The 19634-nt window shown below is 61.0% G+C and carries 23 protein-coding genes and 2 pseudogenes; 11 read left to right on the top strand and 14 right to left on the bottom strand.

All coding sequences use genetic code 11. From position 1 onward, the window contains the following. Positions 1-4: 4 nt before the first annotated feature. Genes IVA80_RS14000 through IVA80_RS13985 form a run of 4 tightly spaced genes read right to left on the bottom strand, consistent with a single transcriptional unit; the run spans position 5 to position 4140 of the window. A complete protein-coding gene (locus tag IVA80_RS14000) occupies positions 5-1768 on the bottom strand; it encodes an MOSC and FAD-binding oxidoreductase domain-containing protein (RefSeq protein ID WP_247430554.1) in 1764 nt (587 codons plus the stop codon). Positions 1769-1781: 13 nt separating this feature from the next. Continuing rightward, a complete protein-coding gene (locus IVA80_RS13995; RefSeq protein ID WP_247430552.1) occupies positions 1782-2684 on the bottom strand; it encodes a DUF427 domain-containing protein in 903 nt (300 codons plus the stop codon). Positions 2685-2693: 9 nt separating this feature from the next. Then, on the bottom strand, positions 2694-3587 hold the full coding sequence (locus IVA80_RS13990) for an alpha/beta hydrolase (RefSeq protein WP_247430550.1): 894 nt from the start codon (positions 3585-3587) through the stop codon (positions 2694-2696). Continuing rightward, on the bottom strand, positions 3553-4140 hold the full coding sequence (locus IVA80_RS13985; RefSeq protein ID WP_247430548.1) for a TMEM175 family protein: 588 nt from the start codon (positions 4138-4140) through the stop codon (positions 3553-3555). The genes IVA80_RS13990 and IVA80_RS13985 overlap by 35 nt, the downstream gene beginning before the upstream one ends. 240 nt (positions 4141-4380) lie before the next feature. Between IVA80_RS13985 and IVA80_RS13980 the strand changes: the two genes are divergently transcribed. Continuing rightward, on the top strand, positions 4381-6366 hold the full coding sequence (locus IVA80_RS13980; protein WP_247430655.1) for a BTAD domain-containing putative transcriptional regulator: 1986 nt from the start codon (positions 4381-4383) through the stop codon (positions 6364-6366). A 323-nt stretch (positions 6367-6689) separates the two neighbouring features. After that, a complete protein-coding gene (locus IVA80_RS13975) occupies positions 6690-7187 on the top strand; it encodes a DUF417 family protein (RefSeq protein WP_247430546.1) in 498 nt (165 codons plus the stop codon). A 612-nt stretch (positions 7188-7799) separates the two neighbouring features. Here the strand turns inward: IVA80_RS13975 and IVA80_RS13970 are convergent. Then, complete coding sequence (locus IVA80_RS13970) at positions 7800-8705, bottom strand: LysR family transcriptional regulator (RefSeq protein WP_247430543.1); 906 nt, start codon at positions 8703-8705, stop codon at positions 7800-7802. Positions 8706-8830: 125 nt separating this feature from the next. Here IVA80_RS13970 and IVA80_RS13965 point away from each other — a divergent pair, with 125 nt between their 5' ends. The 5 genes and pseudogenes from IVA80_RS13965 (at position 8831) to IVA80_RS13945 (ending at position 11370) form a co-directional block, all read left to right on the top strand. Next, positions 8831-9253: a DoxX family protein gene (locus tag IVA80_RS13965; protein ID WP_247430541.1), complete on the top strand. Its 423-nt coding sequence runs from the start codon at positions 8831-8833 to the stop codon at positions 9251-9253. Between the two features lie 41 nt (positions 9254-9294). Beyond that, entirely contained in the window at positions 9295-9735 is a 441-nt protein-coding gene (locus IVA80_RS13960; RefSeq protein ID WP_247430539.1) for an NAD(P)H-binding protein, read from the top strand. Positions 9736-9814: 79 nt separating this feature from the next. Next, the gene (locus IVA80_RS13955) at positions 9815-10168 is read left to right on the top strand and encodes a hypothetical protein (RefSeq protein ID WP_247430537.1); all 354 of its coding nucleotides are present in this window, start codon (positions 9815-9817) and stop codon (positions 10166-10168) included. 16 nt (positions 10169-10184) lie between these two features. Then, positions 10185-10535 (top strand): annotated as a pseudogene (locus IVA80_RS13950) (HNH endonuclease); the annotation flags it as partial. 106 nt (positions 10536-10641) lie between these two features. Beyond that, the gene (locus IVA80_RS13945) at positions 10642-11370 is read left to right on the top strand and encodes a methyltransferase domain-containing protein (RefSeq protein ID WP_247430535.1); all 729 of its coding nucleotides are present in this window, start codon (positions 10642-10644) and stop codon (positions 11368-11370) included. 68 nt (positions 11371-11438) lie between these two features. Here the strand turns inward: IVA80_RS13945 and IVA80_RS13940 are convergent. Beyond that, positions 11439-11633, bottom strand: a pseudogene (locus tag IVA80_RS13940) (LysR family transcriptional regulator); the annotation flags it as partial. A 363-nt stretch (positions 11634-11996) separates the two neighbouring features. On the opposite strand from IVA80_RS13940, the gene IVA80_RS13930 reads away from it, so the two are divergent. After that, the gene (locus IVA80_RS13930; RefSeq protein ID WP_247430533.1) at positions 11997-12260 is read left to right on the top strand and encodes a DsbA family protein; all 264 of its coding nucleotides are present in this window, start codon (positions 11997-11999) and stop codon (positions 12258-12260) included. A gap of 249 nt (positions 12261-12509) precedes the next feature. On the opposite strand, the gene IVA80_RS13925 is transcribed toward IVA80_RS13930, so the two are convergent. Continuing rightward, positions 12510-13109, bottom strand: coding sequence for an NADPH-dependent F420 reductase (locus IVA80_RS13925; protein ID WP_247430531.1), 600 nt, complete (start codon positions 13107-13109; stop codon positions 12510-12512). A gap of 41 nt (positions 13110-13150) precedes the next feature. Further along, positions 13151-13885: an SDR family oxidoreductase gene (locus IVA80_RS13920; protein WP_247430529.1), complete on the bottom strand. Its 735-nt coding sequence runs from the start codon at positions 13883-13885 to the stop codon at positions 13151-13153. A 269-nt stretch (positions 13886-14154) separates the two neighbouring features. Here IVA80_RS13920 and IVA80_RS13915 point away from each other — a divergent pair, with 269 nt between their 5' ends. Next, positions 14155-15051 (top strand): LysR family transcriptional regulator, encoded by an 897-nt coding sequence (locus IVA80_RS13915; protein WP_247430527.1) that lies wholly within the window; start codon positions 14155-14157, stop codon positions 15049-15051. A gap of 208 nt (positions 15052-15259) precedes the next feature. Here the strand turns inward: IVA80_RS13915 and IVA80_RS38595 are convergent, their stop codons facing one another. From IVA80_RS38595 to IVA80_RS13900, 4 genes are read right to left on the bottom strand one after another with little or no spacing between them, the layout of a single operon-like run. After that, positions 15260-15454 carry a non-oxidative hydroxyarylic acid decarboxylases subunit D gene (locus IVA80_RS38595; protein ID WP_346347998.1) on the bottom strand — a complete coding sequence of 65 codons (195 nt, stop codon included), beginning with the start codon at positions 15452-15454 and terminating at the stop codon, positions 15260-15262. Then, complete coding sequence (locus tag IVA80_RS13910) at positions 15451-15687, bottom strand: hypothetical protein (RefSeq protein ID WP_247430524.1); 237 nt, start codon at positions 15685-15687, stop codon at positions 15451-15453. Before IVA80_RS13910 ends, IVA80_RS38595 begins: the two co-directional genes overlap by 4 nt. Then, positions 15677-16060 carry an alpha/beta hydrolase gene (locus IVA80_RS13905; protein ID WP_247430522.1) on the bottom strand — a complete coding sequence of 128 codons (384 nt, stop codon included), beginning with the start codon at positions 16058-16060 and terminating at the stop codon, positions 15677-15679. The genes IVA80_RS13910 and IVA80_RS13905 overlap by 11 nt, the downstream gene beginning before the upstream one ends. After that, positions 16050-16556 carry an SRPBCC family protein gene (locus IVA80_RS13900; RefSeq protein ID WP_247430520.1) on the bottom strand — a complete coding sequence of 169 codons (507 nt, stop codon included), beginning with the start codon at positions 16554-16556 and terminating at the stop codon, positions 16050-16052. Before IVA80_RS13900 ends, IVA80_RS13905 begins: the two co-directional genes overlap by 11 nt. Here IVA80_RS13900 and IVA80_RS13895 point away from each other — a divergent pair. Together IVA80_RS13895 and IVA80_RS13890 are read left to right on the top strand one after the other, a co-directional pair. After that, positions 16536-17480 carry an alpha/beta hydrolase gene (locus IVA80_RS13895; protein ID WP_247430517.1) on the top strand — a complete coding sequence of 315 codons (945 nt, stop codon included), beginning with the start codon at positions 16536-16538 and terminating at the stop codon, positions 17478-17480. The two genes, IVA80_RS13900 and IVA80_RS13895, sit on opposite strands and share 21 nt — an antisense overlap. Before the next feature lie 10 nt (positions 17481-17490). Beyond that, positions 17491-18498: an alpha/beta hydrolase gene (locus IVA80_RS13890; protein ID WP_247430515.1), complete on the top strand. Its 1008-nt coding sequence runs from the start codon at positions 17491-17493 to the stop codon at positions 18496-18498. A gap of 268 nt (positions 18499-18766) precedes the next feature. Here the strand turns inward: IVA80_RS13890 and IVA80_RS38590 are convergent, their stop codons facing one another. Both IVA80_RS38590 and IVA80_RS13885 read right to left on the bottom strand, forming a co-directional pair. Continuing rightward, positions 18767-18928, bottom strand: coding sequence for a hypothetical protein (locus tag IVA80_RS38590; protein ID WP_346347997.1), 162 nt, complete (start codon positions 18926-18928; stop codon positions 18767-18769). Positions 18929-19044: 116 nt separating this feature from the next. Beyond that, positions 19045-19479: an antitoxin Xre/MbcA/ParS toxin-binding domain-containing protein gene (locus tag IVA80_RS13885; protein ID WP_247430513.1), complete on the bottom strand. Its 435-nt coding sequence runs from the start codon at positions 19477-19479 to the stop codon at positions 19045-19047. Positions 19480-19634: the final 155 nt, after the last annotated feature.

The following is a 19634-nucleotide window of genomic DNA, read 5'->3' as shown; positions in this document are numbered from 1 at the left end:
CCAATCATAAATCGATAACGATGTCACCCGTCGGCCGCGAGCAGCAGATGAGCAGGTTGCCTTCCGGCGGCATGTCGAGCGGCTGCAGTCCATAGGCGACCGCGCCTGATATCAGGCCGCTTTCGCAGTTGTGGCAGACGCCGGACCGGCAGGACCAGCGCACCGGCACGTCGCAGGCCTCGGCCAGCTCCAGAATGTTATGATAGGCCGAATCGTTCCAGTGGACGGCGATGCCGCTGCGCGCGAATGAGACCATGGGGCCGGTATCGGCATCGGCGGCGGGCGGATGCGGCGCGCGTGGCGCTCTGCCGACGATGCCCGGATTGAGCGACTCCCCGCCATTGAAGAATTCGAGATGCTGCCGCTCCGGCGCCACGCCATGGGCGGCCAGCGCCGCCTTCATGTCCGCCATGAAGCGGTTCGGCCCGCAGATGTAGACTTCGGCGTCGCGCGGCAATGCGATTGCATCGAACACCGCTCGCGACAGATGGCCGGCCGCATCAAAATCCTCGCCGAGCTTATCGTGTGCGTCCGGTCTGCTGTAGCAGACATAGCTGCGCGCTTGCGGGAGCGCGCGCATCAGGCGGCGGACCTCAGTGGCAAACGGATGATGCTGCCGGTCGCGCGCGGCATGCAGCCACAGGATCGGCCGCGGCGAGCGCGCCTCCGCCAGCGCCGACAGCATCGCCAGCACCGGCGTCGCGCCGATCCCGGCGCTGAGCAGCACCACGGGCTGCTCGCCGGATTGCAGGATGAAGCTGCCGCGCGGCGAGCTGACGTCGATGACGTCGCCGGTTCGGACATGGTCGCGCAGAAAAGTGCCTGCGGCGCCATCCGGCTCGAGCTTGACGCTGATGCGACGATGTCCGGTCGAGGGTGGACCAGACAGCGAGTAGCTGCGCAACAGCGGCGGGCGATCGCCCGCCGGCCGCAGCCGCAGCACGACATACTGGCCGGGCAGGGCCGGCGGCAGCTTCCGGCCGTCCGGATCGCGCATCGTCAACGAGAGCACATCGGCGGATTCCTGTTCGATCGCGGTGATCGCGAGGCGGCGAAATCCCGGCGCAACCGGATGCGCGGCCGATGCGGGCGCGAGCCCCGCATTTCCGCTTGCGTTGCCGGTGGCCTGCCCCTTGAGCAAGGCCTCGAACGACCCGCGCCATCCCGGTGAAAGCGCTCCGATCCGCAAGGCGCGCTCGAGGCGTTCGCGCGGATGCTCGGACGAGTAGAGCAGGTCATTGATCTCGGCGACGGTCATGCGCTCGTCCGCCTCGCCGACCTTGACGATCGCGTCGCCGGCGCCGACCTCGCCCTCGGCGAGGACGCGGAAGTAGAAGCCCGGCCGTCCGCTCGAGGTCAGCAGGGACGGCATCCGCGGCTCGCCGACCCGGATGCCAACGCGATAACAGGTCACACGCGGCTGCGTAATTTCGAACAGCGCACTGCCGATCCGGTAGCGATCGCCGATGCACACGGCATCGTCCGGCAGGCCTTCGACGGTGAAGTTCTCGCCGAACTGGCCGTGGACGAAGTCGGTGCGCTGCAACTGATCTTGCCAGTGGCGATAGGCCTCGATCTGGTAGACGAACACGGCGCGCATCTCGCCGCCGTGGCCGGCGAGGTCGCCCTGGCCGTCACCGGCGAGATTGAGCCGGCCGACCTTGCAGCGGGTCTGCAGCGGATCCTTCCAGATCCCGCTGTGCACGGTGCGGCCCTTCCACGCGATGTCGCGCGGCAGTCCGACATTCACCGACAGCAGTCGCGCCATGTCCGGCTCCGCTTCAGTTGGGGGCCGCCTCGTGGCCCGCCGCGGCCACGCGCTGCGCTCGGGCGAACTCTTCGACATCGAGGTTGCGGTCGGGACCGTGCGGCACTACCGACTGACCTGGCTCGAGACGAAGCTGAACGCCATCGAGCTGGACCGTGACGACGTCAGGCTCGAACGAGACCATGTCGGAGATGCGGCGCACCTCAGGATAGGGGGCGGGGTACGACCAGGCTGCCTGCCGCGCGTCGCCGATGGAGAAGTAGCTGCACAGCCCCTTGTAGGGGCAGAAGGTCTGCAGCTTCACCGGCGCGAGCGTCGCTTCGTCGATGTCCTCGCGCGGAACGTACCAGCGCGGCGCGAAGCCGGACTCGTAGAGTACCAGCGGCCGCTTGGTGTCGGCGACGACGCGGTCGCCGTGGCGAACCACGAGATTGCGCGAGGCCTGGCGAATGTCGATGCGGTGATAGGGGTCGGCGGCATGGCCGACGATCCGCTCGTCTTCCTCGTAGAACGCATCCATTGCGCGCCAGGCGAAGGCGATGCGTCCCTGCAAGTCGCTTGCATGCGCCGGCAGGCCCGTATGCTGCCAGGCGCCCCGGGCCGCGACGTGCTCCGCGCGGGCACGGACGCTGTACCAGGAGGTGGGCCCGAGATCGGCATGCTGGGTAGTTTGCTCGGTGCGCTCCAGGATTCCCGAAGCTATATCCGCCTCCGGGAAGTAGGCGACCGGATAGCGGGCCGGCTCGAACAGCAGAAGAACGTTTTCGCTATCGGCGACCCAGGCGCCGCCGAAGCGGACGCGCATCCGCCTTCGCAGCCGCTCCACATACAGCAATCGCTTCGGCAATGGTTCGGGCACGAGAAACCGACCGGCTGCGCCCGTCGAGAGCGGACCTTGTTGCCAGGATAATCCCATGAGTGTCTCCTAATGCTCGAAGCCGTGAGACGTCTTCTGTTGACCCGCCTGGTCACCCAAGAAATCGCTGATGACTTTCGCGATTTCAGTGCAGTGCGTCTCCAGCGCGAAGTGGCCGGTGTCGAAGAAGCGAATCGTTGCCTCTGGAATGTCCCGCTTGAATGCTTGGGCGCCGGACGGAAGGAAGAACGGATCGTTCTTGCCCCACACCGCCAAAAATGGCGGCTTGTGTGTCCGGAAATATCGTTGGAATGAGGGATACAGCGCGACATTGCTTTTATAGTCGCCCAGAAGGTCGAGCTGAATTTCATCTGCTCCGGGACGAGCCAAATAGTAGTTGTCGAGGTTCCGACCGTCCGGCGACACGATCGTGGAATCGGGCACGCCGTGCGTGTACTGCCAGCTTGTCGTTTCGGGGGTGAGAAACGCGCGAAGCGCTTTTCGGTTCGCTTGCGAGGCGTCTTCCCAGTAAGCTCGGACCGGGGTCCACCCCTCACTGAGACCCTCTTCATAGGCATTACCGTTCTGCGAGATGATAGCTGTGATCCGCTCTGGATGACGAACGGCCATTCGAAAGCCCGTCGGCGCGCCGTAGTCAAAAACGTAAAGCGCGAAGCGATCGAATTCAACGATCTCCGTAAAGCGCTCGATTACCCGAGCGATGTTCTCGAATGTGTATAGGAACTTCTCTCGCGCTGGCATCTCGGATTGGCCGAAGCCGGGAAGGTCCGGCGCGATCACGTCGAACTTTTCGGCAACGAGGGGAAACAGTCCGCGGAACATATGGCTTGCGCTCGGAAAACCGTGCAAGAGAAGCAGCTTCGGCGCGCCGACGTTACGCGCTTCGCGATAGAAAATCCTGATGCCATTAACTTCGACTGTTTTGTATCTGACCGGACTCATCAGACGCTCCTACTATTCGCGCTGGACTCACGTAAACGAATAGACAAAGGCATATCAGCACCATCCCTGCGATCGGATAGCGAAGCGCTGCGATTCCTGCGGCGGCGAACACCGCCAGCGTCGCAAACGAGCGCATACGCATCATCGATCGGACTTTCGACTCGACCTTGTGAGGCGCGGACCTGTCGACAGCCTCCAGGCACAGCAGCAAATACGTCAAATTGACCAGGAAGAAATCGCCCGCATAGAAAGCGACGGCGGCTGCGCCCAATTGAGTGGTCGCGATCCATGCGGTGGCAAACGGGATCAACGAGACGGCGAACAGATGCGCAAAGTTTCCCCAAATTAAGCGTTGTGTTGCAGCATCGGGAAACCGCAAAAGGTGATGATGATTTACCCAAACGATTGCGATGAATATGTAGCTGATCGTGTAGCTGATTGCGGTCGGCCATAGTTCCAATAACGATCGAAAGCTCGCTTCCCTTGGAGGATGTAGTTCCAGCACGAGAATCGTGATGATCACGGCGAATACGCCATCGGAAAAGGCGTTCATTCTATCTGGTGTGGCTATCCCTCCATTCGTCATCGCCGCGCACCCTGGACATTACGATCACGACAGGTTGGCTGCCCTGTCCGAGGATCTGGTCGAGAACGTCTTTCGGAGCCATACGTCTGATCTCATTGAACTTTCGTCTTCTTGGAAACGCTGGAATGTGTTAATTTGCTCGGTAGCCAGAAGATATCCTACTCCCCACTTTACGCGGTCCTCGTTGGAGCCAGCGTTGGTGTGATCATGGAAATGGCGAGTCAGTTGACGGATCGGGTGCTATTGCTGGGACCGCTTCAGGTCATCCACAATGGCGCCCCGTTGAGCCAGCCGCCTTCGCGTAAAGTCCGGGCCCTCCTTGGGTATCTCGCGATGTCGCCGCGCCCTGTCACCCGCGAAAAGCTGTGCGAGTTGTTTTGGGACGTCGCGGACGACCCACGTAGCGAGTTGCGCTGGTGCCTTTCCAAGCTACGACCCCTCCTGGACCGGCCGACAAAGAAGCGAATTATCGCCGACCGCAAGCAGGTTTGGATCGATGCAGGTTCGCTTGATGTCGATGCCCAATCTGTCACGCTACGGATGCGGAAGACGCTGGCAGATGCTTCACCTGGCGAGCTTCGGTCGGTATTGGCTTTGTTCAGGGGTGACTTCCTCGAGGGTCTTTCGCTGGTTGGCGCTCCACCGATCGAAAACTGGCTTGCCGGCCAGCGGCACCGCTTCGGTCAGATGCGCCAACAGCTTCTCGAACGGCTCAGTTCGGTCCTGCCGCCGGAGAGCGACGATCGTATTGAATTCCTGCGAGAGTGCATCGAAGTAGCACCGTTCGACGAAGCGGCTCACCTCGAGCTCGTTCGCGCGCTGCTCCGGCGCGGTCTTTATGCGGAGGCTCAGCGCCAGATCAATTTATCTGTAACGAGCTTGCGGACTGAAGGCATCGATCCGGAAACGCTCGAAGCCGCTTTCGCGGCAGCGCGACGACTCACCTCGAAGCCGGACGTCGTAAGCTTGATCGTTACCGCCCATTTCGATGCTCCTTCGAGCTCATCACCGGCGGGCTCGCGAAGATCTACCGTACTTTTGCTCCCTTTCACGGCGGCGCCGGAAAGCGTTGCAGACGCCGACAGCATCAGCAGCGATATCATCTTCGGTTTTGCGAAATTGCGAAGCTTCAGCGTTATTGCCCGAGGAACGGCTTTTTCGCTGCGTACCTTGCACCCCGGAGCAGCAGCCGCCCTGGTGAATGCGGATTATGTCGTGTCCGGCCACCTGCGGCGCGAGGGGAAAGGATATGTTGTTTTAGTGGAACTGATCGACCCAAAAAGCGACCGCCTCTTTTGGGTCGACGAATTCAAATGCAACGCCGACGAGTCCTTTGCCGCGCCTCCCTTGCTGGCCGCGCGCATCATAACAGGTCTTGATGCAGAAATTCATGTCATCGAACGAAACCGCGCGCTGCTCATACCGCCAGCTTCACTCGATGCATGGCAGGCGTACCATCGAGGCCTAACCAGCATGTCTCGCTTCACAAGCGACGGTAACCGGGAGGCTCAGCACTTCTTCAACAGGGCAGTCGCCCGCGATCCGACGTTCTCGAGAAGCTATGCGGGATTATCGTTCACGCATTTTCATAACGCCTTCCATCTGAACGTACGTGAATCAAAACGCGAGATCCCTTTGGCATTGGAGACTGCCGAGCAAGCACTCTTGGCGGATCCCAGCGACCCGGCGGCACATTGCGCGATTGGTCGGGCGAAATGGCTCGCGTATTCCCACGAGGGCGCCGTCGACGGACTCAATCGATCCATTGATTTAAGTCCCAATTACGCTTTCGCTCACTACTCTCTTGCATTTGTGCAATGCCAGACGGGGGCTCCCGAGAGCGCGATAGCTGCTGCCGATACCGCGGCTCGTCTCAGCCCGCTTGATCCGATGATGTTTGGAACCCATAGGGTGCGGACCTTCGCGCTGCTTCGTCTCGGCAAAGTTCAAGAGGCCGCTCAATGTGCCAAGCTTGTTGGGCTAAATGCCGGCGATCATGTTCATGCGCATGCAGTGTCGGCGCTGACGCTTGCGGCAGCCGGACGACTAGACGAAGCTCGCGCAGAGCGTCGACGCATCAGCGATCTAAGGCCCGATTACAATTTCAGGCAATTCAAAGAGGTCCTTCACATGCTCGACGATCTTACAGATATCTATCGAAGTGCCGCAAAGTTGCTGGAGATCCCCGAGTGAGGCGCAGTCGACTCAACCCGCTGCGACGAGCAGAAAGAAACCGGCTTTCCCCTGAGACTTTCGTTTAGTATGGCCTTGGCTTGGTCTGATGGCTCTGACAGCCGACATGGAGCCGACCAGTGGAATTGGCCCCGCTGGGCCAGACGCCGCAATCTGCCCTAAAGGCTGTCGTGCGGCAGAGCGACCTAATATTCCCAACATCTCCTGCACAAAATCGTGACCCTTCATCAGCGGCGCCGCACGTAACGAGTCGATGGAACCTGCGTACAGGGTAAAGCTGGGACGCGGTAGATCGCAGCGCGCCAATTGGTTGTGAGGATCTGATGAAGGAAGTGTTCAATATAGCCGAGAGCGGCTCGGGATCTTATCGATTTCTGGCCATCTTGCGGTGGGTCATGGTCCTCATATTCGTGTCGTTCGGAATGCAGAAGTTTACGCCGCAATCGGCACAAGGCATCGCGCAGTTCATAACCAACAGCCCCTTCATTTCTTGGCTCTCGGTGCTCGGCTTGAGAGGCGAGGCATACTTCTTGGGAGTTGCGGAGTTCGTCATCGCGGCGCTCCTTGTGGGAGGCGCGTTCAACCCACTTCTTTCAGCCTTGGGCTCACTTCTTGGCGTCGTTACGTTCGCGATTACATGGTCGTTTTTCTTTACGACACCCGGCGTCGTGAAGTGGAGCCTTTCGACCGATCCGATGGCCTGGAATCTGGCAGGAGAGTTCCTGTTCAAGGATATTGTCCTGCTATGCGTCTGCGTCGTTCTGTTTCTCGCGTCATTGCCGCGAGCAGGGATTTGGTTACGCACCAGATCGTCGCCGTAGCTTCCGGATCGAGCGCAAGCGATGTTCGTTATTCCCTCAAATGGTCCGCATGGGTTAAACTGCGAATTCGATATTCAGGAAGTTGGCGTCGATACGCTAGTGGTGCAAAGCGGACTTACATGCCTTGTATGATGGTCGAGTTGGCCGTGCGTCAGCGGGCGTTTTCCTCGGCTGACGGTATCACAGATTTTCCAGTTAGACCGTGAGCGGTGGCTATTGTGCTAAGCAAGTGCGGCACGCGGTCGATTGATTCCGATACTTCCCGAAACAGCCATTCTTCCGACCCGCAAAGATCTTCCTGTGAATTCAAGATCGACAATTTTAGGCGGGCATACCGTCGGACTTTCAGCGAGTGCTTTGAGGATTGTTTCTTTCAAATCAACGTGGAAGCAGCGTCGTAAATGATTGAGTGGGAGTGACGGGGGATATTGCGGAGTAAGGCAGGACAGCAAAGCCCACTGTGTGATGTCGCCGCAGCAATCGTAGTCGATAGTTCTCGCATACCGCGTTCCTTTGTCGTGGCTGCCCCGGATATGGGCGAGATCCTGCCGACCAGTGGCCTGAAATTACTCTGCCGTTGATTTCGAGGGCCGGACGAAGATGTTCGTCTCGCTATTCCAGATACGGCGTCAACACATCTTCGATCCATTTCATGAATGCGCGGACACGGCGCGACAGATTGCCCCGATGCGCCACGACGAGGGACACGGGGAGCGCCCGGCGACGAAAATCGGGTATAATCTCCACAAGCGCTCCGCTCTGTAAATATGGGCCGATCCCCAAGAGTGGCGCCTGAATCAGACCCAGGCCGGCGACGGCAGCGGCTTCATATGTCTGCGCGCTGTTGACGCGTAGCGCACCTGGCAAGTGAAGCGTCGCGTAGGTGTCGCCGTCCGGATATTCCCATCCAATGGGTCTAGCGCCCGGCATCGTCGAAAAATGAATTGTCCGATGTTCCTGACGCTGGAGATCGTCCAGCGATCGAGGGACGCCATGGCGCGCCAGATAGGCGGGACTGGCGGCGTTGACCATGCGCAACTGGCCCAGTGGGCGGGCAATTAGCGTCTCGTCCCCTACGGGTCCAAGCCGCAACACACAGTCGAATCCCTCTTGAACCAGATCGACTTGCCGATCCGTACTCGACACCTCCAACTCCAACTCGGGGTGGGTCGCCATGAAATCCGGCAAGGCCGGCATGATCGTCGTGCGAGCCACCTCGGTCGGAAGATCGACTCGTAAACGCCCGCGGAGCGCCACGCGATCGCCTGCGAACATCGAGTGCAGGTCATCGACTTCAGCAAGCAGATCGCGGGCGCGGGCATGAAATGCGCATCCGTCCTCCGTCAACTGAACGCTGCGCGTCGTCCGGTGCAGGAGCCTGACACCGATATCTTCTTCCAGCTTCCGGACCGCTGTTGAAGCCCTTCCCTTTTGAATGCCCAGGCTATCGGCCGCGCGGGTGAAGCTCCCCATTTCCGCGACCGTCAGGAAAATGAGGATAGGCTCGAGATTCCGCATTTTCGGGCCTTTCGCATTGTTCATTCCATGGGGAACAGTGAGTTCATTTCTCCGACATTTATCACACCCGAGAGACACAGTAAGTAGAGGCCTCGAAGACAGGTGACCCTCTCGGAGAACGCCAAGTGTCGGAAACTATGAATCTTTATCAGGCGCCGGAAGCCATGAATTTGCATCGCGCTCTGTGGGCTGGCCGGATAATGAGCGCGGCTGTCGTTGTCGCTCTGGCGGCAGACGGCACTATTCAGCTTTTCGCGCCGGCACAGATCGCGAGCATGTTGCAGGAAACCGGGTTCGCGATGGACCTGACCCGTGTCGTGGGTCCGATCATACTCGCCTGCGCCATCCTTTACGCTGTCCCGGCCACCGCCGTCCTCGGCGCGATCCTGGTGACGGGCTTTCTGGGCGGCGCCATCTGCGCCCATGTCCGCATCGGTGAGTTGGGATCGCCGCCGGAACTCATTTCCCTGCTGCTGGGCGCGCTGACATGGGGCGGCCTCTACGCGCGCGATGCCCGTGTCCGGGCCCTTCTGCCGCTCATCCGCTGAACCAACCGGGGGCTCGGCCCCCCAAGATCAGGAGTAAACGCATGTTTTTGGTAATGGGAATCACGGGAAAAGTGGGCGGTGCGACGGCAGAACATCTGTTGGCGCGCGGCAAGGAAGTCCGCGCGCTGGTCCGCAATCGCGAGAAGACGTCAAGCTGGGCAAGCCAGGGCGTGGAATTGGTTGACGGTGACTGGAACGATTCGGCAGCCATCGAGCGGGCGCTCAAAGACGTCGAAGGCGCGTTTGTCATGTTGCCGGCTGTCTGGGCTCCCTCGCCCGATTTCAAGGAAGCAAAGGGCGTGATTGCGAACTATGTCGAGGCGCTCACCAGGGCAGCGCCGCCGCGGGTCGTTGCGCTTTCGTCGATGGGTGCGGACAGGACCAGCGGGCTTGGGATGATCACGGCCTTGTCGCTCATGGAGCAAGGTTTTCGCAACCTGACATCCCCAATCGCATTTGTGCGCGCAGGGGGGCTTCTTTGAAAACCTCCTCTACGGCTTGCAGGTCGCCCAGGGCGGAACGCTACCGGTCTACTACAACCCGACAAACCGGAAATCGACCATGGTCGCGACGAACGACATCGGCGCGGAGGTCGCAACCCTTTTGAGCGGTCCAGCCTGGTCAGGACAGCGCGTCGTCGAGCTTGGTTCGATGATCAGCGCGGATGAAGTCGCGAAGCAATTGGGTGAAGTCCTGAAACTCGACGTGAAAGCCTTTGCAGTTCCGCGTGCAGGGTGGGCGGAAGCGTTCGAACAATTCGGCGTCCCGAAGGGCCACACCGGACCTGCCGAAGAAATGTTTGAGGCCGTGAATGCAGGATGGATGGACCTCGGAGTCGAGGGTGCGGAGCACGTAGCGGGTACAACGTCCGCACGCGATGTATTCGAGGCAGCACAGGACGCAGCCAAGGCGTAAAGCCCGGACGGATCAGATCGTATTGCGCGCCTATGATGAGCGTTGTGCGATCACTGGGCTAAAGCTCATCAACGGGATGGGACGCGCAGAAGTCGCAGCGGCTCACATACGGCCTGTTGAGGCGAATGGGCCGGATGTCATTAGCAACGGGATCGCTCTTTCAGGTACCGCGCATTGGATGTTTGATCGCGGTCTGGTCAGTTTGGAGGATGATTTAGAGATATTGATCTCGCGCCAAACAAACGATCCAGACGGAGTGCGGTCGATCATCAACAAGACCGGTCGCGCCCGTGCACCGTATCGGATATCTGATCGGCCTCATCCCCATTTTCTAAATTGGCATCGCGAGCATTGTTTCAACCAATAGGCGAGATCGTGTTTGCCCTATGCGAATGCCGACTGAGACGCTTGGCTTGGGCGCGTCCTGCGGTATCACCTGTGCCTCGTCCGCCTTACCTTGAACGGAGCACGTCATGGCACAGAACATCTACGACAATCTCGATTTCTTTTCAGGTTACAGTCAGCTTCCACGGCAGGTGCACGGCCTTGCCGGCGCACCCGAATGGCCGACGCTGCGCGCCATGTTTCCCCACGTGGCCGGCAAGCGCGCTGTCGATCTCGGCTGCGGGTTCGGCTGGGTCTCGCGTTGGCTAGTTGAGAACGGTGCCAAGACGGTGCTGGGCGTCGACCTCTCCGAAAACATGATTTCTCGGGCACGGGAGGTTACCACCGACACGGCAATCGACTATCGAATTGCGGACATCGAGACGATCGAGCTTCCCGAAGCGGCCTTCGATTTCGCCTTCAGCTCACTGACGTTCCACTATGTCCGCGACTTCGACCGGCTCGCTCGAATGATCCATCGGTCTCTCACGACGGGTAGCCATTTCGTCTTTTCGATCGAGCATCCGATTTTCATGGCCGCCACTCGTCCCCACTGGATCGAGGATGAGGACGGGCGAAAGACATGGCCGGTCAATCGCTATGCGATCGAAGGGGAGCGTCGCACCGATTGGTTCGCGAAAGGTGTGGTGAAGTATCACCGCAAGATCGGAACTACACTTAACGTGCTGATGCGAGCCGGATTCAACATCGAGGCTGTTGATGAGTTCGCGCCGTCGGTGGAGCAAGTCAGGGAAAACCCGGCGCTAGAGGACGAACTGGAACGGCCGATGATGCTCCTTGTGTCGTCGAGTCGATAGGAGCCCGACTGACTGCTGCATCGCCCCCATAGCCTAGCCTCGCTGGCTGCACTCGAGCAGCAGGGCTAGGCGTGCTGACGTAGATCGTCGATGCGCCCCGGCCGCTTCCGCCGGCGTAGATAATGGGGCGGCCGACGACCATGAACGGGGAACGGCGGCGTCAACCGTACCGCGACCATGTCGGCGGCGATGGACTGGCCCATCCGGATGCCGGCGTCAAACCCGTCGGCCGCGAGGTCAATCAGTTCCTCGCTTGCGACGATCACCCAGGCTCGAGCCCATGTCGGTATCCGACAGCTTACTCTGGCGGGAGGGGTTACAGCGCAGTCGCCTCGGTGTCGTCCTTGCGGAGACGTTCCGCCTGGGCGCTGATTCAAGCCCTTACGACGTTGCGTCGTAGGCCAAGCGGGCGTGGTTGATCGCTGCATGGCTGCGATCGGCCCATCGAACAGGGGCAGCCAGCGGGTTCAAAATCGTCTCACCGAGGGGGGCAGACGGTACTCGACGCCGGGCGGCTTGGTCGGGAACACCTGCCGCGCGCCATGAGCGAGAAGAACGCTATGAAGCTGCGCTGCTAAGGCATGCCCGCAACCGCGGAACGCAGCACGATCTCTCGATGACCCCTGATGAACGCGAACTTCCACGAGGGCCGCAACATCTCCGATAAGGATGTCCTGACAGAGATCGCCACGCGGCATGGTTTCACGATTGAGGAAACGCAAGCCATCCTGGCCGATCTCGTAGAGCAGGCGGAAACCGAAAGGCTAACCGGCGCTTCCAGAGCCAAGGGCGTGCGCTCCGTGCCCACCTTCGATATCGGAGGGGTCGTCATGGGAGGTGGCTCGGAGGACGAGATCGCCGCGGCCATTGCGCAGGCCGGCTCACATTGACTGGGCTCAGCCTGATCGCCGCCCTTCAATATTGCAAACGCCCTTGGAACCTTATCTAGGCGGGCTCGCCATCGCCTCGGGCTACGGCCGGGCCTTAACGGGATGGGTGGGTTGCGGCCTGCCGCTGGGCGGCCTCGTGTTTTGGTTGCAGGCCCTTGCCAGTGGCCTTCAAATATTTGGTCGCGCGCTGCTCGAAGAAGTTAGCGCGCGCGACCAGTTCTCGGCGTCGATCACGCGGTCGTAGATCGATTACTGCTCCTTCCTGAACAAATCCTGGAAGATGAGCGGGCCCCAAACGCGGCCGCGTGCGTGCACCAGCGCGCCGCCCTCGTTGAGCTTGCCCAGCTTGACGGGTGCGAACCCCAGCTGTTTGGCCAGGGCCGCCACGGGAGCGATCGCGTCCTCGTCGTCACCAGACAGAAAGACGACACGGTGGCCGCCCTCGACGATCGGATCGGCGGCCAGTTTGGCCGCAATCAAATGATTGAAGCCTTTCACCAGCCTGGCGCCGGTGAACGCCTTCGCGACGAAGGCGGAGGACAGCAGACCGTCCAGCTCCTCGAGCGGAACCAACGCGTTCGTCGCGTCGATGACCGTCTTGCCTTTCCAGCTCGGCAGGGCCTTCGCAACCTCGCGATGCTCCCCGAACGGGACCGCCAGGATGATTGTGTCGGCCTCGAGCGCTTCCCGCAGCGACTTGGCGACGACCGTGGGTCCAATCGCCCGAGCCTGCGGCGCCAACGCCTCGGGCGGCCGGCGGCTCGCGACGGTCACGTCGATATTCTTACGGGCGAAGGCGCGGGCGAGGGCCTGGCCTACCGCACCGAATCCTATAATTGCGTAGCTCATAATACGTCTCCGATTCGTGTTGATATTGATTCCCCGGCTTTTCAGATGGCCGAGAAGCCGCCGTCGACAGACAACTCCACCCCATTCACGAAGCTCGAATCGTCTGAAGCAAGAAACAGCGCGACCGCCGCAATTTCCTCAGGACGTCCCATCTTTCCCCGCGGGATCAGGGATTCGAACATCTGCTTCGCCTCCTCGGTGAGAATCTGGTCCTGCATCGGTGTGGCGATCGGCCCCGGGCTCAGCACGTTCACCCGGATATTCCTGCCCTTCAGTTCGTTGAGCCAGGTGCGTGCGAATGAGCGCAACGCCGCCTTGCTCGCCGCATACACGCCGTAACCAGGAAAACCTTTCACCGAAGCAACGGACCCGGTCATGAAGATTGATCCGCCATCGCTGAACAGCGGCAACGCCTTCTGAACCGTAAACAGCGTGCCGCGCGTATTCAGGTTGAACGCCGCATCGAAATGCTGCTCGGTAATCTCGCCGAGCGGGACGGCTTCGCCGATGCCGGCGCTCGCGTACAGGACGTCGATCCTGCCCTTGTCCCGCTTGACCGTGTCGAACAGACGGTCGAGGTCGTCGAGGTTGGCCGCGTCGCCGCGCACGCCGGTTACGTTCCGGCCGATCAGCTTGACGGCCTCGTCCAGCGCCTCCTGCCTCCGGCCCGTGATGAAAACATAGGCGCCTTCTTCAACGAACCGCTTGGCGCTCGCCAGCGCCATGCCGCTCGATCCACCCGTGATGACTGCAATCTTACCTTCAAGCTTTCCCATAACTTCTCCTGTCGTGGTGTCGGGACAGCATCTGCCCCCGAGAGCCTCGACATAGGTCCGCCGGAGTCAGGCGTTGAGTGCGGAAGCGCGCACATCGGTGGTGCAAAATCGATCCGGCTGGACGGCTGACGCCAGCCGGATCGATCGGTGTGTCTGCCGTTCGGAATTGGGCTGTGCTTGTCGACAGAGGCTATGATCGCCGCCCGTACTGTTGTACGAGGCGTTAGACACGGGCTTGGAAGGCGCACCACGCGGTGCGGGATTGCACCATGATCGACTGGGATGACGTTCGCTACTTTCTTGCCGTCGCGCGCGGAGGCTCGGTGCGGGCTGCCGCCGAGGGCCTCGGTGTGAACCACGCGACCGTGCTGCGACGCATCGGCCAGCTCGAGGAACGCCTCGGCGTCCACATGTTCGAAAAGCTGCCTTCGGGCTATCGCCTGACGGCTGCGGGCGAGGAGGTCCTCGAGTTCGCGGACCAGATGGAAGCGTCGTCGCACCAGCTGGAGACGCGCGTCTTCGGCCGCGACCAGAGCGTGCGCGGGCTTTTGCGGGTGACGCTGCCGCCGCCGCTGGCGACACACCTGCTCATGCCGGACTTCGCCGATTTCGTGCGTCTGCATCCGGACATCGAGATGGAAGTCCAGTCGTCCGGCGAGCTGGCAAACCTGACCAACCGGGAGGCCGACGTCGCGATCCGCATCGTCTACGACCGCAAAACCCTGCCGCTCAATCTTCACGGCCTGAAGGGACCGGAGCTGTTCGGCGGCGTCTACATGTCCCGCGATCGACTGGCCGCGTCGCGTGCGGGCGCGCCTGATCCCATCCGGTGGATCGTCATCAGCATTCATGGAATCCCGGACTGGGCCAGCGAGGGTGAGGTTCGCACCACGGGGGTTCCATTCAGGATCACGGACGCCGGGGCGCAGATCGTTGCTGTACGGCAAGGGCTCGGGATGACGACACTGCCGTGCTTCGTCGGCGATGCCGACCCCCTGCTGGTGAGGGTGCCGGGTACCGACCTGCACATGTACGGAACGGTTTGGCTCCTCACACAGGGGGAGACACGCAAGACGAAGCGCGTGCGGCTCTTCACGGAGTTTGTATCCTGCAGGCTCGCCGCGTACGCTCCGCTTTTCGCGGGGCTGTCCATATCGCGCGACTGACGCGCGGCAGGTCGCCGGCAACGCTTGCCGTCATCCGGTCGGAAGCCGAGCTGCGATCGCTTGAAGCGGCGTCGTTCAATCCGCGAATGGTGCGCCGTAATCGCCGCTGCACCACTCGGTCTCAGTCAGGGACACGCCGCGCAGCTTCGATTAGGATCGCCTGGGTGTGATCGCGGGTATCGTGGCCAAGTTCGTTAGCGAATCCGGATCAGCCGGAACGCTTTCGGATACTTCTCCGGATCGGTGTTCTCGACGGGTTGCTCGACCGCCAAGTATAGAGGCAGGTCGTGCATTGGAATACAGTCCAGGTTCCGGCCACTGGCGATGAGGCGAGATGCGCCACCGTTTTGGAGCGGCACCGCGGGCAGATCGACGGCGTCGTCGATTGGGTCGGCGTGTTCATTTCCCAAGTTCCTTAATGAGCTCGGCGAGCTTCGCGCGCCAGGCGTCCGTGCCCTCTGGCGTGTCGAGTTCCTCGCCATAGTCGCCGCGCCGGTCGGGCGCGACGGGGGTCGTCGGGTCAATGATCATCTTGGACGAAATGCCGTTCGGCACGCCTGCGGGGTCCAGCAGGTTCTCGGGCAGATTCGGAATGGTGACGATGTCGCCCGACGGATTCGCCAGGTCATAGGGCATTTCCGTGGCGAATTGCGGTTGCGTAACCGGCCGCGGCGACAACGAGACCTGTCAGTAGGTCGGGGAACAGAGCCGCGACACCATATGCGGCGCGCGCACCCCAATCATAGCCTGCAAGCACGACATCGTTCAGGTCTAGCACGTCGAGAAACTGTGACAGATCGAGTGCAAGCGCTGCGATCGCGCCGCTACGCACCGCGGCCTCGTTCAAGAATCGCGTTGGCCCCGACCCACGCAAATAGGGCGCGTAGATTCTGAACCCCTGGTCGCCAATACGCTCGATCGTCTTGTCCCAGCAGCGGATGTCGTCCGGCCAGCCATGCACAAGGACAAGCGGGCGTCCGCGCGCCGGGCCCGACGCCTCATAGGCCACTTCCAGTTCCGTGGTGCGGCAAGTGAACAAGTGTCTTTGCAGCATGCTCCTTCGCTCCGGACAGTTGAACTGTTGCCTTGTAAACTGTTGCCTTGCCGTGCAGTGTCGCAACACTATCCAGGCCGGATCTCAAGAAGCTCCTGATCCCTTCGGTCGTCTTTGCCTCGTCCGATCGAGGTTTGAATTCCGCCGACCAGACGACGGTGCTGCTGTCGTCACCATTGTCTTCGACCTTGAGTGCGGCGACATAATCCAGAACCGGCATTTTCGTCGACTCCATGCGGTAACGATAGAAATGCCCGCCGGAATCGATCTTGAGACGTCGCTCGGTCTGCCGGCTCCCGTCCTTCGCTTGGGCCGTGCGAAGGCAGCCTTCGCGCTCACCCTCGCTGTCGATGGTCGCCAGCAGTGGATCGCATCCTTTTCTCGGATCGGGATCGGAACTCGTCGCTGCTCCTCCGACACGATCGGGTAGATGAAACGGCTGACGCCGCACTGCGTTTCATCCTTGCGACGTGTCACAATCGAACGAGCGCATGTGATTTTCGACGTATATGTGGAGCGATCGAGGACAAAGATGATGACGGCGCAATGGGCTCTGCCGGAGCGGTTCTCGTTCGAGGGACAGGCAATAGCTTGGGGCGTGATGGGTGAAGGCCCCCCAAGCGTTGTGATGCACGGCTCACCCTTCTCCTCACGCGAATGGCGCCGGATCGCACCGTGGTTCGCGCGACATCGGCGCGTCTTCTACTACGACCTTCTGGGCTACGGCCAGTCGGCCAAGCCCGACGCGGACGTCCTGCACGGGACCCAGAACAGATTATTCGCAGCTCTCATGGATCACTGGAGCATCGAACGGCCCGACATCGTCGCCCATGACTTCGGTGGTTCCGCGGCCCTGCGCGCACACCTCCTGGATCAGGTCGATTTCCGCAGTCTAGTGCTGATTGATCCCGTTGCGATTAGTCCGCAAGGCTCAGCGCTCGTCCAGGCGGCGAAAGCGCATTTGGAGGTATTCTCCGGTTTGCCCGCCTACATCCACGAGGCGATCCTGCGCGCTTACATCAGCGCCGCAGTGAAGCACAGTCTGCGCGAGGAGGAAATGCAGCCTTATCTCGAGCCTTGGCTGAGCGACGAGGGGCGAAAGGCGTTCTGGCGGCAGATCGCGCAAATGGATGACAAGTACTCGGAGGAGGTGGAAGGGCGATATGGTGAAATTCGATGCCCCGTTGTCATTCTATGGGGCGCCGAAGACACGTTCATTCCGCTGAAAGACGGGGAAGAGCTTGCCCGCCGCATTCCGGGCGCTTCGTTTACCATAATCCCCGCTGCCAAACACCTCGTCCAGGAGGACGCGCCCGAGGCGATCGTCGCCGCCGTGCTCGAGTTTTGGCGCGGGCTGGAAGAGCCGCGCCATTAAGGGGAAGCCTATGAGGTCTGCATCAAGGCGACTCTTTGCGACCGTGCTCTTTGCAATCTGTCTTGCGCTACCTGCCCAGAGAAATCTCGCGGCGGCGCAGGTCGAACCTATGTCTGCAGCGAGAGTAGGACTTCCTGCCGGTTTCAATGACGTATTTACGCATCACTTTGCCGACGCAAATGGCGCGCGCCTGCATTACGTGATCGGCGGTCCGGTAGACGGTCAGATGATCGTTCTGCTGCATGGCTGGCCGCAGACTTGGTATGCGTGGAGGTGGGTGATGCCGGCTCTCGCGAGAGCTGGATATCGTGTGGTCGCCGTTGATTATCGTGGCGCCGGCGATTCGGAAAAGTCGCGGGGCGGTTACGACAAAGCGACTATGGCGGCCGACATTCATGCGCTCGCACAGCAACTGGGCGCCAGAACCGTCGATCTTGTGGGCCGTGATATCGGCGTGATGATCGCCTATGCCTATGCGGCGCAATGGCCGGATGAGGTTACCAGGCTCGCCATGCTGGACGTGCCGGTGCCGGGTACACGCGTTTGGGATGAAGCGTTGGCGAAGCATGATCCGCAGATTTGGCACTTCGGGCTCTTTCAGCAACGCGACGTCGCCGAGATGCTGATCGGCGATCACGCGGACGCGTTCATTACCGACTTCTACAAACAGCGGGAATATGTCCCGGTAGCGGATGAAGACATCGCGGTCTACGCGCGAGCCTATGCCGCGCCAGGCGGGCTCCGGGCAGGCTTCGAACTCTACCGGGCATTTCCGGAAGACGAGAAGCGGTTCAAAGAGTTCATGAAGCGAAAGCTATCAATGCCCGTCCTGGCCCTTGCCGGTGACAAGAGCAATGGGACGACGGAGCTCGATATGGCAAGGGAGGTGGCGACAAACGTACAGGGCGGGGTTGCGCCCAACACAGGCCACTGGTTGCCCGACGAAAATCCGGATTTCCTGTCGAAGCAATTGATTGCCTTCTTTGCCGGAGGCGCGCGTGAGCGGCCCGCAAATTGATGCGTGTGGTATTCGCTAAGTGGGTTCACGCGCATTTTCGACGAAACGATTTCGCAGCCTGCTCGTTGCCACCAGAATTACGCAGAGTTACGGTGACGGTGCACAAAACTCGCAATACCGCGATTCAAGGCCGGCTTTCATTGGTCGGACATTCCGCACACAGGATCGAGCGACGCCGCTGTCTTACTTCCACCCGTAAAGCCGCTCGTCCCACCACACCGGCTCCATATGGGCGACGCCCTTGGCGTCAGGATGCGCCGGGGCACGATCAGCAACGCCGATCGCTGGTCCTCGTACCACGTCTGCGCAAACGTTTTGCAGATCGTCTCGTTGCGGGAATCCCAGCCGGGATGGGCGGCGGTCTGGAAGACCTCGTAGGAGACGCCGTTCGGAAAATCGCGGTGGAGTAGTGCTCGGAGGTGTAGATCACCGCAACCGTGCGCGTATTCCAGCGACCCAGATAGAGCCGTGCCCCTCTGCGTCATAAATCGGAAAAGCGCCGTCGGGGTCGCCGATGCGATAGCATGCGATCGCTCTTCTGCACGCTCAAACGCCGCCACCATAGGCCGCGCGCCCGAGCAAATTCACGACCGCATCGGCGCCGGGACCGGTCGCGAGGGCAAGTTCCAGCGGGACCTTGTCATCCAGCATCGGATGCGGTCGGTTGAGAAAGTCGCGCACCTTCGCTTCGTCGCGGAAAATTTCGAGGCCAAAGGCGAAGACCTTGGCAACTCGCGCCAACCGGTCGCTCTCATCGGTCGTCAGATGCTGCTTGTGCTTTCGGCGACGTTCCAGCGTCGGCTTCGGCACGATGCGATAGGCAAAGCCGCGCACGTCGAGCGGCGAGATGCGCCCGGCGAACTTGTCCGGTGCGGACACCGGCAGCCCTTTTTCCACGGAAGAGGCCAACGCAAGTGTCGTCTCGGGCGTTTTCGACTTGATGCCGAGCAGATTGGCGAGAATGGTACCTTGGCTGCTCATGAAAACCCTCGTGTCAGTTGAGGCAAATGTAGGCCTCAGATGATGCACCGCCAAGGGCGCTCAATGCCTGATCCGATGGTGGGCATTGCCCGCGCGCCTGACGACGATCCCCCCAGCGCAAGTGTCGGATGTGCGCCGCGCTGTCGCATGATACG

Source organism: Bradyrhizobium sp. 139 (assembly GCF_023074175.1).
Lineage (GTDB): Bacteria > Pseudomonadota > Alphaproteobacteria > Rhizobiales > Xanthobacteraceae > Bradyrhizobium.
Note: the sequence above shows the minus strand (reverse complement) of the source record. Positions and strands in the feature narration are given on the sequence as shown.

Excerpts from the sequence above, each read along its gene's own strand:
- IVA80_RS13960 (WP_247430539.1), top strand. The coding sequence starts at position 9,295 with ATGTTTTTGGTAATGGGAATCACGGGAAAAGTGGGCGGTGCGACGGCA.
- IVA80_RS13990 (WP_247430550.1), bottom strand. The coding sequence starts at position 3,587 with ATGAGTCCGGTCAGATACAAAACAGTCGAAGTTAATGGCATCAGGATT.
- IVA80_RS13970 (WP_247430543.1), bottom strand. The coding sequence starts at position 8,705 with ATGCGGAATCTCGAGCCTATCCTCATTTTCCTGACGGTCGCGGAAATG.
- IVA80_RS13885 (WP_247430513.1), bottom strand. The coding sequence starts at position 19,479 with ATGAGCAGCCAAGGTACCATTCTCGCCAATCTGCTCGGCATCAAGTCG.
- IVA80_RS13995 (WP_247430552.1), bottom strand. The coding sequence starts at position 2,684 with ATGGGATTATCCTGGCAACAAGGTCCGCTCTCGACGGGCGCAGCCGGT.
- IVA80_RS38595 (WP_346347998.1), bottom strand. The coding sequence starts at position 15,454 with ATGAACACGCCGACCCAATCGACGACGCCGTCGATCTGCCCGCGGTGC.
- IVA80_RS13955 (WP_247430537.1), top strand. The coding sequence starts at position 9,815 with ATGGTCGCGACGAACGACATCGGCGCGGAGGTCGCAACCCTTTTGAGC.
- IVA80_RS13925 (WP_247430531.1), bottom strand. The coding sequence starts at position 13,109 with ATGAGCTACGCAATTATAGGATTCGGTGCGGTAGGCCAGGCCCTCGCC.
- IVA80_RS13985 (WP_247430548.1), bottom strand. The coding sequence starts at position 4,140 with ATGAACGCCTTTTCCGATGGCGTATTCGCCGTGATCATCACGATTCTC.
- IVA80_RS13930 (WP_247430533.1), top strand. The coding sequence starts at position 11,997 with ATGAACGCGAACTTCCACGAGGGCCGCAACATCTCCGATAAGGATGTC.
- IVA80_RS14000 (WP_247430554.1), bottom strand. The coding sequence starts at position 1,768 with ATGGCGCGACTGCTGTCGGTGAATGTCGGACTGCCGCGCGACATCGCG.
- IVA80_RS13920 (WP_247430529.1), bottom strand. The coding sequence starts at position 13,885 with ATGGGAAAGCTTGAAGGTAAGATTGCAGTCATCACGGGTGGATCGAGC.
- IVA80_RS13890 (WP_247430515.1), top strand. The coding sequence starts at position 17,491 with ATGAGGTCTGCATCAAGGCGACTCTTTGCGACCGTGCTCTTTGCAATC.
- IVA80_RS13895 (WP_247430517.1), top strand. The coding sequence starts at position 16,536 with ATGAAACGGCTGACGCCGCACTGCGTTTCATCCTTGCGACGTGTCACA.
- IVA80_RS13975 (WP_247430546.1), top strand. The coding sequence starts at position 6,690 with ATGAAGGAAGTGTTCAATATAGCCGAGAGCGGCTCGGGATCTTATCGA.
- IVA80_RS13910 (WP_247430524.1), bottom strand. The coding sequence starts at position 15,687 with ATGCCCTATGACCTGGCGAATCCGTCGGGCGACATCGTCACCATTCCG.
- IVA80_RS13915 (WP_247430527.1), top strand. The coding sequence starts at position 14,155 with ATGATCGACTGGGATGACGTTCGCTACTTTCTTGCCGTCGCGCGCGGA.
- IVA80_RS13945 (WP_247430535.1), top strand. The coding sequence starts at position 10,642 with ATGGCACAGAACATCTACGACAATCTCGATTTCTTTTCAGGTTACAGT.
- IVA80_RS13980 (WP_247430655.1), top strand. The coding sequence starts at position 4,381 with ATGGAAATGGCGAGTCAGTTGACGGATCGGGTGCTATTGCTGGGACCG.